Raw genomic sequence first — 14,584 nt, 5'->3', positions numbered from 1 at the left:
CCAGGTGTCATGGACTTTAGTGAGCTTTTTTCATCTGCGAAGTACCGGCGGAAGAATCCCCGCGAAAAAGCGCGCTGCCGGGCGGGTCGGGATGGATACTGCTCGGCTTCCACATAAGGCACAACGCAAAGAGCGGGCACGGCGTGCCGTGCCCCTACTCGGAAACGGCGAACAGGACGGACGGGTACCCGGAGGCTGCTGGCTTATGAACTTTTGCCCACGCGCCGATGAAAACAGTTCCTGCGAGGAAGCGCGGCTGTCTTGAATGCAGCGGAAGCGGTCGGGAAACTCTGGGCGGTACGTAAGAATGCAGAATTGGATTTGCAGATGCGGATGGAAGAGGCCGGGCTGAAGCCCGGCGCTACCCAATCCAAGGCAGGAGGCGTTGCGGGGGATAGATGCTGCTCGGCTTCCACATAAGGCACAAACGAAAGAACGGGCACGGCGTGCCGTGCCCCTACGGGGAAGCGGCGAATCGGGAGGGTGGGTGGAGCGAAGAGAGATTATCTTGTTGGTGAGAGGGGATTTTCCGAGTCGAGGCGCCACATTTTGGGATTTTCGAGGATGTAGCGGGCTGCGCTGGCGTAGTCTTTGCCGGAACGCAGGACACTTTCGTAAAAGCTCCTCTGCCAAACCGCATAGCCAGGCTGCCTGAGTATCGTTCGGACCTGTTTCGTCGCCGCGGACTTGTAGGAGCGAACGATGGTGGCAAGAGAACCGGGAACTGGTTTACGGAAGAGCTCGGGGCGGTGAATTTCCTGTAGGGGCACGGCACGCCGTGCCCGCGTTTGGATGGCGAGAATCCCGTGAACGTGATTCGGCATGACGACAAAGGCATCGAGAATGACCTGCGGGAAGTGCGAGGGGATTTCGATCCAGCAGCGATGAGCGATTTCCCCAAGATGATTGAGGTGCACGCGAGAGCCATCCACCCGGCCAAAAAGGCAGCGTTTTTGGAATGCGCAAATGGTCACGAAATATTGACCGGGCTGCGAATAGTCGAAGCCGAGGAGACGAACCGAGCGACGGTTCGGGAGTGGAGAGGGATCGGGCACGGTGCGGTTGTACCACGGATGTTGGCGAATGGATACCTACAATAGACTGGCAATGGGATAGAGGCGAGGACTACAGTGATCGAAGGATGAATGCCTGGGAAGAAGAATGAAGACGGGCACGGCATGGAGCACTGCTCAGACTGCCGGACAACAGCGAGGAGGCAGAGAGGACGGGCACGGCATGCCGTGCCCCTACGCGGAAAAGGCGGTCAGCGCGGGTGCTTGCCGAGGACGGCGGTTTCGGCGCGCAGCAGATCGTCGAGGGTTTCGCGGCGGCGGATGAGGCGGTAGCGGTGGCCGGCGACGAGCACTTCGGCGGGGCGGCGCCGGGCGTTGTAGTTGGATGCCAGGGACATGCCGTAGGCTCCCGCGCACCAGATGGCCAGGACATCGCCCGGCTGGACAGGGGGCAGCGGCCAATCGCGCAGGAAACAGTCGCCGCTTTCGCAGACGGGGCCGACGATATCCACACGCCGCCAGGGGCCGGAGCGGCTGCCCTTCTTGCGGGTGACCGGGGTAACCGGATGCACCGCCCCATAGAGGACCGGGCGCATCAGGTCGTTCATGGCCGCGTCCACGATAACGAAGCGCTTGCCACGGTTTTCCTTGGTGTAGACCACGCGGGTGAGCAGCACGCCGGCCTGGGCCACCAGCGAGCGGCCCGGCTCGAGCAGCAGGTGGCAGCCGAGCGGGCGGACGATCCCGCGCACCAGGCGCGCATAGGCCGCGCGCGAGGGCGGCTTTTCGCCGGTATAGCGCACGCCGAGGCCGCCGCCGAAATCCAGAAACTGCAAGTCGACGCCGGCGCGGCGCAACTCCAGAAAATAGCCGGCGAGGCGGCGCAGGGCTTCGCGGAAGGGATCGAGGGAGAGCACCTGGGAACCGATATGCGCGCTGATGCCCTGCCAGCGGATGACGCGCGAGTCGCGGTGCGCGAGGTAGAGGCGGCGGGCGGCGGGCCAGTCCAGGCCGAACTTGTGCTGGTGGCGCCCGGTGGAGATGTGCGGATGGCCGCCGGCCTGCACGTCGGGATTGATGCGCACGGAGACGGCCGGGGCGTCGTTCCGGCCGCGCACGCTGCGCGCGGCCTCTTCCAGCAGGACGTCCAGCTCCGCTTCGGATTCCACGTTGAAGAGCAGAATGCCGCGGCGCGCGGCGCGCCCCGCGGCAGGATAGCGCAGCGCTTCGCGCATCTCCTCGCGGGTCTTGCCCACGCCGGAAAAGACGATGCGATCTCCGGGGACTCCGGCGCGGCGCAGCAGCTCGATCTCGCCGCCGGAGACGGCGTCGAAGCCGCTGCCCAGGCGCGCCAGCAGGCGCAGCAGGGCGAGATTGCCGTTGGCCTTCACCGCGAAGCACAGGGTGTGCGGCAGGTCTGCGAGGCCGCGGTCGAGCTCGCGGTATGCGGCGGCGATGGCGGCGCTGCTGTAAAGATAGGTTGGGGTGCCGCACTCGGCGGCGACGCGGCCCAGGGCCACGCCTTCGGCCTGCACGGCTTCCCCGCCGCGCGCCGCCTTCCAGGAAAACTGCGGCGTAAAACCGGCGGGATCGGCGTAACGCTGCTTTTTTGCGGAGGCGCTAGGCGGCGGGCTGGTCATCATTGGCTCCGCGCACCTTCATGACCACCAGGGTGCGGTCGTCGCTCAACGGAGCGCTCTGCGCGAACCAGTCCACCTCGCGCAGGATCAGATCGGCCAGCTCCGCGGCGGCCAGATGCACGTGCTCTTCGATGAGCTTGCGCAAGCGCTCAGTGCCGAAAAATTGGCCGTCGGAGTTGGCGGTCTCCGCGATGCCGTCGGAGTGCAGGACGAGGATGTCGCCGGGCTCGAGTATGCAGCCCCACTCGTCGTAGCTCACTTCCTCGAAGATGCCCAGGGGGAACCCGGTGAGGGGGATCTTGTCGCAGCGCCCGTCCTTGAAGAGCAAGGGCTGGGACTGTCCGGCGCTGGCGATGCGCAGCTTGCGGCGGCCCTTCTGCCAGGTGGCGAAGCACATGGTCATGAAGCGGCCTTCGATGCGGCGCTCGCCGACGAGCTGGTTCATCTGCGCGAGCATCTCCGCGGGCTGCAGCTTCTGCGGAGCGAGGCTGCGCATGATGCCGATGGTCACCGCGCCGTAGAGCGCGGCCGCGGTGCCTTTGCCGCTGACGTCGCCCAGGGCGATGCCCAGCTGCTGCGGGCCGTAGCGCAGGAATTCGTAGAGGTCGCCGCACACTTCGCGGGCGGAGAGATAGCGCGCGGCGATGTCCAGCTCGTAATCGCCGGCCGGAGCGGGGCGCAGCAGGGCGCCCTGAATGCGCTTGGCGGCCTGCAAGTCGCGCTCGAGGCGGGCTTCGTCGCGCGCCACCTGCTCGTAGAGGCGGGCATTTTCCAGGGAAACGGCGAGATTCGCCGCGAGGATGGAGAGCGTCTGGACGTGGTCCGCGGTGAAATAATTGAGCTGCGGACTTTCCAGGTCGAGCACGCCGATGACCCGGCCCTTGTGGAGCATGGGAATGGCCAGCTCGGAGCGGGTCTCCGGATTGATCATGATGTAGCGCGGATCGGCGGTCACGTCGGGCACGAGCACCGGCTCACGCAGCGTGGCCGCCGCGCCGACGATGCCCTCGGTGGGGGTGGCGCGCAGCTTGCCCTGCACGCGGTGGCCGTGCTTCACGTCCAGGCGGTGGCGGAAGACCTTTTGGTCCTCGTCGTAGAGCATGAGGCTGAGGATCTGGTAGTCGATGACGCGCTTGGTCTGCTCGGCGGCGTGGCGCAGCAGTTCTTCGACGTCCAGGATGGAGCCGGTTTCGCGGCTGACTTCACTCAGGACCATGAGGGTACCGGCCTGCGCGCGGACGCGCTCGAAGAGGCGCGCGTTTTCGATGGCCACCGCCAGGCGGCTGGCGAGCAGGGTGAGGATGTTCTGCTGGTCGCGGGTGAAATAGTTGGGATGGTTGCTCTGGATATCCAGCACGCCGATGCACTTGCCGCTGATCATCAGCGGCACGGCCAGCTCCGAGCGCACGCTGTCGATGGCGTTAATGTAGCGCGCATCCGTGGTGGTGTCCTTTACGCGGACGGGCTGTCCGGTGCTGGCGGCTGTCCCGGTAACTCCCTCTCCGAGGGGAACGCGCAAATTCTCCGCCAGATCGCGCGGGTAGCCGATGGTGAAGCGGTGCTTGAGATAACCGGCGGACTCTTCCAGCAGCAGGACACCGAAAATTTCGTAGTCGATCAGGCGCTTGATCAGCGCGGCGGTGCGCGCCAGAACCTCGTCGAGGTCCAGCGAGGCGTTGACCTCCTCGCCGATTTCGACAAGGGTCTGCAGGACCTCGGCGGAGACGGGAATCTCCGGCGTAGTCGCGGACGGTTGCATCTGTGCGTCAGCGGGGTTCATGGAATCGCTCTATTATAGCAGGCGGCGGAGGCCGCCTGCGGAGTTCCGGTGAATGCGCCGACGATTTAGCGCGGGCCGCCCGCGGCGGTAAAACGGGCGCGGGCTTCTTCGACAATCTGGACGCCGGCGCTGGCGCCGATGCGCGTGGCGCCCGCCTCGACCATCTGCAACAGGTCGTCGAAGGAGCGCACGCCGCCGGAGGCTTTCACCCCCATCGCCGGGCCCACCGTTTCCCGCAGCAGGCGGACATCCGCGGGGGTCGCGCCGCCAGGGCCGAAGCCCGTGGAGGTCTTCAGGAAGGCGGCGCCGGCATCGCGGGCCAGCAGACAGCCGCGCCTCTTTTCTTCGTCGGTCAGCAAAGCCGTCTCCAGGATGACCTTGCAGAGCGCGCCGGCGGAGCGGCAGGCCCCGGCAACGCCGCGGATGTCCGCGACAACCGCGGCGTCTTCCCCGGCCTTCAGCGCGCCGACGTGGATGACCATGTCGATTTCGCGGGCGCCGGCGGCCAGGGCCAACTCGGCTTCGCGGCGCTTGGCCTCGGCGAGCATGGCGCCCAGCGGAAAACCGACGACACTGCACACGGCCGGGGAGGAACCGCGCAGATCCCGGGCCACCAGCGGCACATACACGGAATTCACGCACACCGCGGCGAAGGAATAGTGCCGGGCCTCGCGGCAGAGCTTTTCGATATCGGCGGGGAGCGCATCGGCGCGGAGCAGGGTGTGATCGATCAGGCGGGCGACGGCGGCGGGCTCCAGCGGCGGGGGAGTCATTCCGCGCCTTCTTTCTTTACTTTGCCGTGCAGGCTGAGGACGCAGACGTCGGCCAGGTTGCGGTAGCGCTCCGCGTAGTCCAGGCCGTAGCCCACCACAAATTCGTTGGGAATGCGAAAGCCGACGTAGTCGGCGCTGACCGGCACCTTGCGCCGCTCGGTCTTGTCCAGCAGGACGGCGACGCGCAGGCGCTTGGGGCGGCGCTGCTCCAAGACGCGCAAGAGATAGCTCACAGTCAGGCCGGTATCCAGGATGTCCTCGACCAGGAGGACGTTGCGCCCCTCGATGCTGGTGTCCAGGTCCTTGGTCAGTCTCACCTGCCCCGAGGACTGCGTCTCCTTGCCGTAACTGGAAACGGCGATGAAATCCAGAGAGACCTCTCCGGACATGTGCCGGGCGAGATCGGCGAGAAAGAAGATGGCGCCTTTGAGCACGCCGACGAGGTGCACGGGCTCGTCGCGGAAATCGCGGTTGATTTCGCGCGCCAGCGTGGCAATGCGCGTCTGCACGCGGCTGCGCGTGAGGAGGATGCGCGTTGTTTCTCCCGGCGTCGTGGCTGAAGCCGTCTTCTTTTTGGGCATGGACCTGTTCCGCAATCCGGTTTGGCAGTGGCCGCCACTCTAGCGCAGGGCGCGGGGCCAGGGCAAGACGGTCGCAACCCCGTGCGCCTTTTGTTTCCCGCGCTGACCGTGGTACGGTGTTTGACGCTGCGCAAGGTTCCGCAATCACGCCTGCGGAGCCGTGCGCGGCGAACTCCATACCGAGGTCCGAAAATGACGACTGGCGCAACGGCGAAACCGATGAGCGGCGAAGAGATGATCGCCCTGACCAAGAAGCACACGCTTTATGAGTGGTCGGCGCAATCCAAGGTGGATCCCCTTCCCGTTGCCGGCGCCAAGGGCGTCTATTTCTGGACGCCGGAGGGCAAGCGCTACATCGATTTCAACAGCCAGTTGATGAGCGTGAACATCGGGCACGGCGATCCGCGGGTGATCCAGGCCATCAGCGAGCAGGCGGCCACGCTGGCCTACGCCAATCCCTTCATGGCCACGGAGCCGCGCGCGCGGCTGGGAGCCAAGCTGGCGCAGATCACCCCCGGCGACATCGATACTTTCTTTTTCACCAACGGCGGGGCCGAAGCCACCGAGAACGCGGTCAAGCTGGCGCGCTTCTTCACCGGCCGGCACAAGATTCTGGCGCGTTACCGCTCCTATCATGGGGCCACGGCCGGCAGCATCACGCTTACCGGGGACCCGCGGCGCTGGGCGGCCGAGCCGGGCATTCCCGGAGTAGTTCATGTGCTCGATCCGTATCACGGCATCGAGCGCGGCTGGGACACGGCGGAACAGTCGCTGGCGATGCTCGAGGAGACCATCCAGCTCGAAGGGCCCAACACCATCGCCGGGTTCATCCTGGAGACGGTCACCGGCACCAACGGCATCCTCATCCCGCCGGACGGCTATCTGCAGGGCGTGCGCGAGCTGTGCACCAAATACGGCATCCTGATGATTGCCGACGAGGTCATGGCCGGCTTCGGGCGCACCGGCAAATGGTTTGCGGTGGACCACTGGAACGTGGTGCCCGATCTGCTGTGCATGGCCAAGGGGCTGACCAGCAGCTACATTCCGCTGGGCGCCGTGGGCATGCGCCATCACATCGCGCAGCACTTTCAGGACAAAGTCTTCTACGGCGGGCTGACCTACAACAGCCATCCCATGGGCTGCGCCGCGGCGCTGGCGACCATCCAGGTGTACGAAGAGGACAAGCTGATCGAAAACGCGCAGAAGATGGGCGCGGTGATGAAGCAACTGCACGGCGAGCTTGCCGCCAAGCATCCTTCGGTGGGCGCGGTGCGCTCCATCGGACTCTTCGGCATCGTGGAGCTGGTGCGTAGCCGGCGCACGCGGCAGCCCATGGCGCCCTTCAACGGCGCGTCCGAGGAGATGGCCGCGCTGGGGCGCTTCTTCCGGCAGGAAGGCCTCTACACCTTCGTGCGCTGGAACACGTTCTTCACCAATCCGCCGCTGTGCATCACCGAAGAGGAGCTGCGCAAGGCCTTCGCCATTATCGATCGCGGCCTGGAGATCACGGACAAAGCGGTGACCGACTAGGGCTTCCGTGGAACAGGCAAGCATGCCTGTACTGCGGCCCCTGTGTCTGCGCGTAAAGTTGGGCGAGGAATCATGGAGTGATCGCACCAGACGAATTTTGGCGTTGTTCTGATGTCAGATTGGCATCACCATCGCACCACTATCCCAAGGGTTGCATGCGCCGGGGCTTCTCTGCCGTAAGAAATCAGCGATGGCGCTTCCTCATCCGTTGTATGCTGTCACGGCTCTACATGTTCTCTCGCGTCCATTCTTCCCTTGAAAGGATCACGTCGTGAAACAATTCACGCGCGTTTTCACCCGGTTTGCCCTTCTGCTTGCCCTCCTCTCGTCTGGTCTGCTTGCTTCCCCGGCTGCGGCGCAGGGCAGCGCCAGCGAGCGCATCTTTTTTGATGTCAAGATCTTCACAGGCGATCCGCAGAATCCTTATGCCGCAGCTGTGGCGATTCGCGGCGATAAAATCGTGGCGGTTGGAAATCTCCCGGAAGTTGCCACATCCGTCTCTGCAAACGCGGAGCGTGTCGACCTGCAGGGCAAATCTCTATTTCCCGGATTCATCGATTCGCACAGCCACTCGCTCATGGGGGGCATGGGTCTTATTTCCGCCGATGCCAGCGAAAAAGTGCAAACGATGGACGAGCTGGTTACTTTTACCGCAGAAGCCAAGAAGTCCGGTCGTGGGATGCGCGGTGATATTTTGCAAATCCTGGGCCTTCCGCTCGCATTCTGGTCGCACACCGATGAACTCAACGCCAAGTTCAGCACCGGAGAGTACGAAAATCAGCCGGTGCTGCTGAGCGGCATGGATGGCCACACCGGCTGGGCAAATCGCGCGCTGCTGCAGCGCGCCGGGATCACGCGTGACTATCTGAAAACGCTATCCGAAGGGGAACGGAGCTACTACGGCATCGGCAAGGAGTTCGAGCCCAACGGTTTCGTCGTCGATGCCGGCATGGAGAAAATCAATCCTCTGTTGCCGAAGCCCACGGACGACCGGCTGCTTGCTTCGGGCCGCGCCGCCCTGCAGTACAATTACAGCCTCGGCATTACTTCCTGGCTCGATCCACTCGCCGACGAAGATGTCCTGAAGGCGTACAAGCTGCTTGCCGACCATGGAGAGCTTCTGTCCGAGGTTACGGCGTTTCCCCGGGTTTTCGCGAAAGATCCAGCCGCCGAATTGGCCGGAGTTCAGAAAACCCGCGAAGCTTACAAGAACGTGGCGAATCTCCACGTCACCGGCATCAAGGTTTTTGCCGACGGAGTCGTCGAATACCCTTCGCAGACGGCCAACCTCACAAAACCGTATAAAAACACGGGCCGCAACGGGGATCTGCTCTTTGATCCGAAGAAATTCGCGGAGTTGTGCGTGGCGGCGGATAAGCAAGGGCTGATTATCCACGTCCATGCGCTGGGCGATGGCGCGGTGAAAGCGGCGCTCGACGGAATTGCGGCGGCGCGAAAGGCCAACGGGAATTCCGGGCTGCCGGACACGCTGACGCACGAACAGTTTGTGGCTCCCGAGGATTTTCCGCGTTTTCGCAAACTCGGGGTCATCAGCGCGCTGCAGCTTTTGTGGGCCAGTGCGGGAACGGACACGATCGAAATCGTGAAGCCGTACCTCGAGCCGGAAGTGTATACGTGGCAGTATCCCGCGCGATCGATCCTGGACAATGGCGGCATCATCTCCGGAGCCAGTGACTGGCCCGTGTCCAGCGCCAATGTGTTCCAGGGAATCTATCAAGCGGAAACGCGCAAGGGCCCCGAAGGCGTCCTGGATGCTTCTCAGGACATGCCGCGCGAAGCGATGTTCTACGCCTATACGCGCAATTCCGCACGCGCCATGAACCTCCTCGACAGCATCGGAACCATCGCGCCGGGCAAGCGCGCCGACCTGATTCTCATTGACCGCGACGTGCTCACGGTCAGCCCGGAAGAGATGCGCGATGCCAAAGTGCTGTGGACCATCGTGGCGGGCAAGACGGTTTATCGCGCTCCCAACTGAAGTAGAGACCGCAGCGTCCTAATTGATTTCTTTTGAGCAGTTTGAAATGGTAGGGGCGGTGGGGATCGAACCCACGACCTTCGGCTTAAAAGGCCGCTGCTCTACCACTGAGCTACGCCCCTGGGGACACAATTTTTCAATTGTAGCCTGTACGGGCAGGGGCCGCAACTGAACGCCCGGGAGGACGGCGCGGGCCGCTCAGGCGAACTGGTGCACCAGGCGGCGTCTGCGCTTCCCTTCGTGATCTTTGCGCAGGCGCGCCTGATGCTTTTTCACCTGCTCCTCGAGGTCGCGGAACGCCTGTTTGCAGCTGGTGCGCACGCCGCTGCCGGTGCCGGTGGCATGCAGGGTGCCCGTGGGCAGCTTCAGGTTCAGCGAGAAGGAATGTTCGTTGTTGTGGAGATTTCTGGCAAACACGCCGTGGATGTGCACGGCATCGGACGGGTAACCCTTCAGCAGCTTACTCAGCTTGCCGGTGTACCGGCCGACCTCCTCTTCGACAGGCTGGTGTGCCTTGACGTACTTGTAGCTGATCGAAATGTTCATGGTCGCACCTGTTATCGGGATGAAAAGAAAAGAACGCTACGCGGTTGGGGTGGTAATACCGCATTGCAGTTTGAGCATAGCAAGCCGCAGGCGCGGAGGCAATCGCCCGCTGGGGCCGATGTTCCTAGAGGTTGACACCCCGCACGGCAATTCCCTACTCTGCTCTTAGGCTGGCGACCAGCAGCCATTGCGGGAAACCATCTTGGCCGCTACCCCTCACCACTCCAAACCGCTGGCCCCCGCGGAAGCGCGGCGCGTGCGCGTCGGCCCGGCCGGCTGGTCGTATCCGGACTGGGCGGGCTACGTCTATCCGGCGCGCAAGCCGAAAGGCTTCCACGAAGCGGCGTATCTGGCCGGCTTTTTCGACGTCATCGAGATCAACACTTCGTTCTACCAACCCATCCGGCCGGACCACGCGCGCCTGTGGATCGAGAAAGTCGCCGCCAATCCGCGCTTTGTCTACACCGCCAAGCTCTGGCAGAGATTCACCCACGACACGTTCGCCACAACGCCGGGCTCCACAACGTCAGGCACCCTGGCCGAGGACGAGCGCGCGGTGCGCGCGGGCTTCGACGTGCTGCGCGAGGCCGGCAAGCTCGGCGCGGTCCTGCTGCAATTCCCTTTCTCCTTCCACCGCACCGCGGAGACCAGCGCCTATCTCCGCGCCGTGCTGCAGCGCTTCCGGGACTATCCGCTGGTGGTGGAGGTGCGCCATGCCTCGTGGCAGGCGCCGGAAACGTTCGACCTGCTGCGCGAGCACGACGCCGGCTTCTGCAACATCGACCAGCCCATCATCGGCCGCTCGCTGCAGCCCTCCGCGGAGGCCACCTCGCCGGTGGGCTACATCCGGCTGCACGGCCACCGCTACGACACCTGGTTCAGCGACGACCCCACAACGCCGCCTTTCGAACGCTACAACTACCTGTATCCGGAGGAAGAGCTGCTTCCCTGGGTGCAGCGCACACACAAAGTCCTGCAGCACGCGCGCGACGTCTTCGTGGTCACCAACAACCATTACCAGGGCAAAGCGGTGGTGAACGCGCTGCAGTTGATCAGCCTGCTGAAGGGAGAAAAGGTGAACGTGCCGGAGCCGCTGCGCCAGCACTATCCGCAGCTCGAGGCCATCGCCGGCCAGGCGCCGGCCGAGCCCACCCTGTTTCCGCTGGGAGTTCCTTCCAGCCGCAAAGCGGAGTGAACTACTTCTTGAAGAGGTCTTCGAAGGCTTTGCGCGCGTCGTGCGGCCGCGAGGGCGAAGGGGTCGTCACGGTGGCCGGCGTCTGGGAATAGGCCGTCGGCGCGGTGTCCTTCTCCACGGTCATGCGGAATTCATAGAAGGTGCAGCTGTTCTTGGCATCCTTCGGGGAGATGCGCTCCGGCACCGGCTGCATGCATTCGAACTGCGCCCCGCTGTCGAAGAAGCGGCACTGCTTGCAGCTGTGCAGCTCGAACTGGCAGCGCGGGCACTGCCCGTTGGGGTCGAAGCCCGGCTGCAGCACTGCGCCGCAATTCGCGCAGCGCCCCCGGGTCACCGTGCCCACCATGCGCGGGGTGCGCGGTCCGAACTGTTCCTGGCGCGGCGGGCGCGCCTGCTCCGGCTTGCGCTCGGACTTCTTGGCCTTGTCGTCTTTTTCCGCGTCCCGATAACCGCGGTGACTATATTTCCGATCCACTCATACCTCCATCTACACCCGTCCTTGACGGGCCTTCCCTTTTGCCTTAATAGATCAACTGTGACCGCGAAGCGGTCAACTCAATCCGCGCAGAGGCGTTGCCTTAGATGACTTCTGTCCAGCCCGATTGCTACACTCGGCCCGTGCGCATGTTCTTTGCCAATGATTCCGACCGGAATGACGAACGTCCGAGAGCAGGAGATGGGTCTCTATGTTTGTAATACTCTGGGAGTTCGAAGTCAAGCCGGGCCTGGAAACGCGTTTCGAGGAAGTCTACGGCCCCCGGGGCGGCTGGGCGCGCCTGTTCGCGCTGTCCCCAGCATACCGCGAAACCCGCCTGCTGCGCGACTCCCAAAAGGCGAGTTTCTTTATGACCCTGGGCCTGTGGAGCTCGCGCGAGGCCTATGAGGCGTTTCGCCGCGAGCATGTTGCCGAATACGCCGCTCTCGATGCCGCCGGGGAGGAGCTCACGCTGCAGGAACGCCACGTGGGCTCCTTTGAAGGCGAACCTGCCAACGACGCGACGCACTGAGCTTTCCGTCACCGGCGCTCACTGCTTTTGCACGCGCGACCGCAAAGCGGCCGGCTTCCAAAACTTGAAGAGGCCGTCGTCTGGGCGGTCGGGCTGCAGAAACGATTGCGGGGAGGCGGCGTCGCGCAAAACCGCTTCCGCGGCCAGATAGCCGCTGCGCACGGCGCCCTCCATGGTCGCGGGCCAGCCGGTAGCGGTCCAGTCCCCGGCCAGGAAGAGTCCCGGGGTTGCGGTCTGCTGCCGGGGGCGCCAGCGGTCGCAGCCCGGCGCGGGCGAAAACGTCGCCGCGGTCTCCTTGATCACGGTGGCCTTGCGGAGCACGGCCGTGCGCGCCGCGGGAAGAATCTGCCGCACTTCGCCGAGGCAGAGATCGATGATCTCCTGGCGGGAGCGCGGCAGCAGGTCGTAAGAGGCGCTGATAACGATCTGCAGATACTGTCCGCCGTTCGCGGTCCCCGCCGCACCGTAAAGCGCGGTCTTGTTGAAGATCCACTGCGTGGTGCAGTCCAGCACGCTCAAGAACGGCTCGGACATCACCGCGCGGTCGAACCAGAAATGCACGCCGGTGATGGGCGCATCGGTGAGCTTGCCGATCTGCGCCAAGCCAGGATCGTTCCGCAACAGCTCTGCGGGGAGAAGCTCGGGCAGAGCCGCATGGGGCACCGCCAGCACATAGGCGTCAGCCGTCTCCATGCGCCCGTCGTCCAGCTGCACGCCGGCGGCGCGCCCGTTTTCGAAACGCAAGCCGCGCACCGGGGCGCGCAGCAGCACTTCCCCGCCCTTGCGCTCCATGGCCGCCCGGCAGCCGTCGTAGAGCTCCGCCAGGGGCACCGCCGGGACGCCCATGCGGTAACCCGTGCGACTGGCGAGAAAGGCCTTCCAGAAGACTTGCACGCCGTAGCGGGCGTCGGTGCGTTCCAACTCTTCGTCCAGGGCGCTGACCAGCACCACGCGCCAGAAGCGAGCGATGGCCCCGGGCGTCTGGCGCCGCCGCCGCAGCCATTCCAGCATGGAGATACCGCCGGGCTCGTCGAGATCGCGGGTGTGGCCGCGGCCGAGGGAGATATCCAGCATGGCGCGAGCGATGGCCAGCTTGTCGCGCAGGGTCAGCAACGGAAAAAAGGTGAAGGAGGGCGAGAGGTGGAAGGGCGCGGGGCAGAACGGCGAGGCCTGCATCACGCCCGGGCGCCCGTGGGCGTCCACGAAAACCAGGCGGTCGAAAAACTTAATTTTGTCCGCGGAGCCCGCGCGGCGGTAAAAATCCTCCAAGTTGGTGCAGCAGCCCAGGGTCACGTGCTGGCAGTTGTCCACGTGCTCACCGTCCGGGAGCACATAAGACGTGGCGCGTCCGCCGAGAAAAGGACGCTTCTCGAACAGCCGCACCTGGCAGCCGGTTTCAGCCAGCGCGACGCCGGCTGCCAGACCCGCCAGCCCGCCGCCGATCACGATCACGCTTTTCGAGGACATTCTCTTCCGTCAGGCGTCCAAATCTCGCCATACCCGCAAAATAGATTTTCTCGGACTTCGCCAGGCGTACGCGTTCTCCAAAGACGGCAAAGTCGCCGGCTTCGATGCGCGCCAGCAAGGCGCTGTAGGTGCGGATCAGCAGCCAGAGAGCGCCACGGCTGTCCGCATCCACCAGGGCCAGCAGCTGGGAGCCCTCTTCGTAACACTGCCAGGCCCGCCCGGCTTCGAAGCGCAGCAACTCGCGCACGCCCAGCGTCGCCTCGCTACGCCCGAAATCCTCCGGGGCCACGCCGTAACGCGCCAGGTCCTCGTCCGGGAGATAGACGCGGCCGAGAGCGAAGTCCTCGTGGACGTCGCGGATGATGTTGGTGAGCTGAAAGGCCAGGCCCAGCTTTTCCGCGAGGTCCACCGCGCGAGGTTCGCGGAAGCCGAAGACGTGCACGCAGGTCAAACCCACCGTGCCCGCTACGCGGTAGCAATACTCGCGCAGGCGGTCGAAGGTCGGATAGGTCCGCACCGTCAGATCCATCTCCGCGCCGGAAATCAGGTCATGCAGATAGCGCGCGGGAATCTTGTAACGACGCATGGTATCCGCCAGAGCGGGCAGCACGGCGTTGCCCACGGGGCCATCGCCGACCAGGGCGGCATCCAGCAGCGTGCGCCAACGCGCCAGGCCGCGCTGCTTGGCGGCCACGTCATGGCCCTCGTCGGCCACGTCGTCCACCTGGCGCATGAAGGCATAGAGCGCCGCCAGGGCGTCGCGTTTGGGCCGCGGCAGCAGGTAGAAGGCATAGTAGAAATTGCTGCGCGCCGCGCGGGCCACGCGGTGGCATTCGGCGTAGGACTCTTCCACGGACCCGGCCGCTGCCGGGACCGCCGCCGCGCCGGACCTGGACTCCGGCGCGACGAGCCGCGCCAGCAGCGTGCGGCCCAGCAACTGCACTTGCTTGCCGCGGCTGATGGCCGGGCGGTGGTGCAGCGTGTCGTAGCCCAGGGCCTCAATCGCGTCGAGCACGGCGATGCCGCCGCGGCTGAACATCTCCACGTCCACGC

13 protein-coding genes and 1 tRNA gene are annotated in these 14,584 nt (G+C 64.7%); 4 read left to right on the top strand and 10 right to left on the bottom strand.

Features of this window, described 5'->3' with window-relative positions:
• Window positions 1–503: 503 nt before the first annotated feature.
• The 5 genes from LAN61_07750 to hpt all read right to left on the bottom strand — a co-directional run bounded on the left by LAN61_07750 (window position 504) and on the right by hpt (window position 5,787).
• A complete protein-coding gene (locus LAN61_07750) occupies window positions 504–1,055 on the bottom strand; it encodes a transposase (GenBank protein ID MBZ5540397.1) in 552 nt (183 codons plus the stop codon).
• 209 nt (window positions 1,056–1,264) lie between these two features.
• Window positions 1,265–2,653, bottom strand: a complete 1,389-nt coding sequence (gene lysA, locus LAN61_07745) for a diaminopimelate decarboxylase (GenBank protein MBZ5540396.1) — start codon at window positions 2,651–2,653, stop codon at window positions 1,265–1,267.
• Window positions 2,634–4,433 carry a SpoIIE family protein phosphatase gene (locus tag LAN61_07740; GenBank protein MBZ5540395.1) on the bottom strand — a complete coding sequence of 600 codons (1,800 nt, stop codon included), beginning with the start codon at window positions 4,431–4,433 and terminating at the stop codon, window positions 2,634–2,636. The genes lysA and LAN61_07740 overlap by 20 nt, the downstream gene beginning before the upstream one ends.
• Before the next feature lie 65 nt (window positions 4,434–4,498).
• Window positions 4,499–5,206 carry a deoxyribose-phosphate aldolase gene (deoC, locus tag LAN61_07735; GenBank protein MBZ5540394.1) on the bottom strand — a complete coding sequence of 236 codons (708 nt, stop codon included), beginning with the start codon at window positions 5,204–5,206 and terminating at the stop codon, window positions 4,499–4,501.
• Entirely contained in the window at window positions 5,203–5,787 is a 585-nt protein-coding gene (gene hpt / locus LAN61_07730) for a hypoxanthine phosphoribosyltransferase (protein ID MBZ5540393.1), read from the bottom strand. Before hpt ends, deoC begins: the two co-directional genes overlap by 4 nt.
• Before the next feature lie 219 nt (window positions 5,788–6,006).
• On the opposite strand from hpt, the gene LAN61_07725 reads away from it, so the two are divergent.
• Both LAN61_07725 and LAN61_07720 read left to right on the top strand, forming a co-directional pair.
• A complete protein-coding gene (locus LAN61_07725; GenBank protein MBZ5540392.1) occupies window positions 6,007–7,317 on the top strand; it encodes an aminotransferase class III-fold pyridoxal phosphate-dependent enzyme in 1,311 nt (436 codons plus the stop codon).
• A gap of 271 nt (window positions 7,318–7,588) precedes the next feature.
• Window positions 7,589–9,316, top strand: coding sequence for an amidohydrolase (locus tag LAN61_07720; protein ID MBZ5540391.1), 1,728 nt, complete (start codon window positions 7,589–7,591; stop codon window positions 9,314–9,316).
• A gap of 47 nt (window positions 9,317–9,363) precedes the next feature.
• On the opposite strand, the gene LAN61_07715 is transcribed toward LAN61_07720, so the two are convergent.
• Window positions 9,364–9,438, bottom strand: a tRNA-Lys gene (locus LAN61_07715).
• Between the two features lie 76 nt (window positions 9,439–9,514).
• Entirely contained in the window at window positions 9,515–9,862 is a 348-nt protein-coding gene (locus LAN61_07710) for an HPF/RaiA family ribosome-associated protein (GenBank protein MBZ5540390.1), read from the bottom strand.
• A gap of 202 nt (window positions 9,863–10,064) precedes the next feature.
• On the opposite strand from LAN61_07710, the gene LAN61_07705 reads away from it, so the two are divergent.
• Window positions 10,065–11,057 carry a DUF72 domain-containing protein gene (locus LAN61_07705; GenBank protein MBZ5540389.1) on the top strand — a complete coding sequence of 331 codons (993 nt, stop codon included), beginning with the start codon at window positions 10,065–10,067 and terminating at the stop codon, window positions 11,055–11,057.
• A 1-nt stretch (window position 11,058) separates the two neighbouring features.
• On the opposite strand, the gene LAN61_07700 is transcribed toward LAN61_07705, so the two are convergent.
• Window positions 11,059–11,532: a hypothetical protein gene (locus LAN61_07700; GenBank protein MBZ5540388.1), complete on the bottom strand. Its 474-nt coding sequence runs from the start codon at window positions 11,530–11,532 to the stop codon at window positions 11,059–11,061.
• A gap of 211 nt (window positions 11,533–11,743) precedes the next feature.
• Between LAN61_07700 and LAN61_07695 the strand changes: the two genes are divergently transcribed.
• Complete coding sequence (locus LAN61_07695) at window positions 11,744–12,064, top strand: hypothetical protein (GenBank protein ID MBZ5540387.1); 321 nt, start codon at window positions 11,744–11,746, stop codon at window positions 12,062–12,064.
• Window positions 12,065–12,082: 18 nt separating this feature from the next.
• Here LAN61_07695 and hpnE read toward each other — a convergent pair whose 3' ends face one another.
• Window positions 12,083–13,531, bottom strand: coding sequence for a hydroxysqualene dehydroxylase HpnE (gene hpnE / locus LAN61_07690; GenBank protein MBZ5540386.1), 1,449 nt, complete (start codon window positions 13,529–13,531; stop codon window positions 12,083–12,085).
• A complete protein-coding gene (locus LAN61_07685) occupies window positions 13,461–14,570 on the bottom strand; it encodes a phytoene/squalene synthase family protein (GenBank protein MBZ5540385.1) in 1,110 nt (369 codons plus the stop codon). The genes hpnE and LAN61_07685 overlap by 71 nt, the downstream gene beginning before the upstream one ends.
• Window positions 14,571–14,584 lie beyond the last annotated feature (14 nt).

It is taken from the genome of Terriglobia bacterium (genome assembly GCA_020072785.1).
GTDB lineage: Bacteria > Acidobacteriota > Terriglobia > Acidiferrales > UBA7541 > Acidiferrum.
The sequence above is the reverse complement of the archived record's forward strand: the minus strand, read 5'-3'. Positions and strand labels throughout refer to the sequence as shown.

What these genes read in the sequence shown, in the direction of transcription:
- LAN61_07725 (MBZ5540392.1), top strand. Translation starts at nt 6,007, where the DNA reads ATGAGCGGCGAAGAGATGATCGCCCTGACCAAGAAGCACACGCTTTAT.
- deoC (MBZ5540394.1), bottom strand. Translation starts at nt 5,206, where the DNA reads ATGACTCCCCCGCCGCTGGAGCCCGCCGCCGTCGCCCGCCTGATCGAT.
- lysA (MBZ5540396.1), bottom strand. Translation starts at nt 2,653, where the DNA reads ATGACCAGCCCGCCGCCTAGCGCCTCCGCAAAAAAGCAGCGTTACGCC.
- hpnE (MBZ5540386.1), bottom strand. Translation starts at nt 13,531, where the DNA reads ATGTCCTCGAAAAGCGTGATCGTGATCGGCGGCGGGCTGGCGGGTCTG.
- hpt (MBZ5540393.1), bottom strand. Translation starts at nt 5,787, where the DNA reads ATGCCCAAAAAGAAGACGGCTTCAGCCACGACGCCGGGAGAAACAACG.
- LAN61_07740 (MBZ5540395.1), bottom strand. Translation starts at nt 4,433, where the DNA reads ATGAACCCCGCTGACGCACAGATGCAACCGTCCGCGACTACGCCGGAG.
- LAN61_07710 (MBZ5540390.1), bottom strand. Translation starts at nt 9,862, where the DNA reads ATGAACATTTCGATCAGCTACAAGTACGTCAAGGCACACCAGCCTGTC.
- LAN61_07685 (MBZ5540385.1), bottom strand. Translation starts at nt 14,570, where the DNA reads ATGTTCAGCCGCGGCGGCATCGCCGTGCTCGACGCGATTGAGGCCCTG.
- LAN61_07695 (MBZ5540387.1), top strand. Translation starts at nt 11,744, where the DNA reads ATGTTTGTAATACTCTGGGAGTTCGAAGTCAAGCCGGGCCTGGAAACG.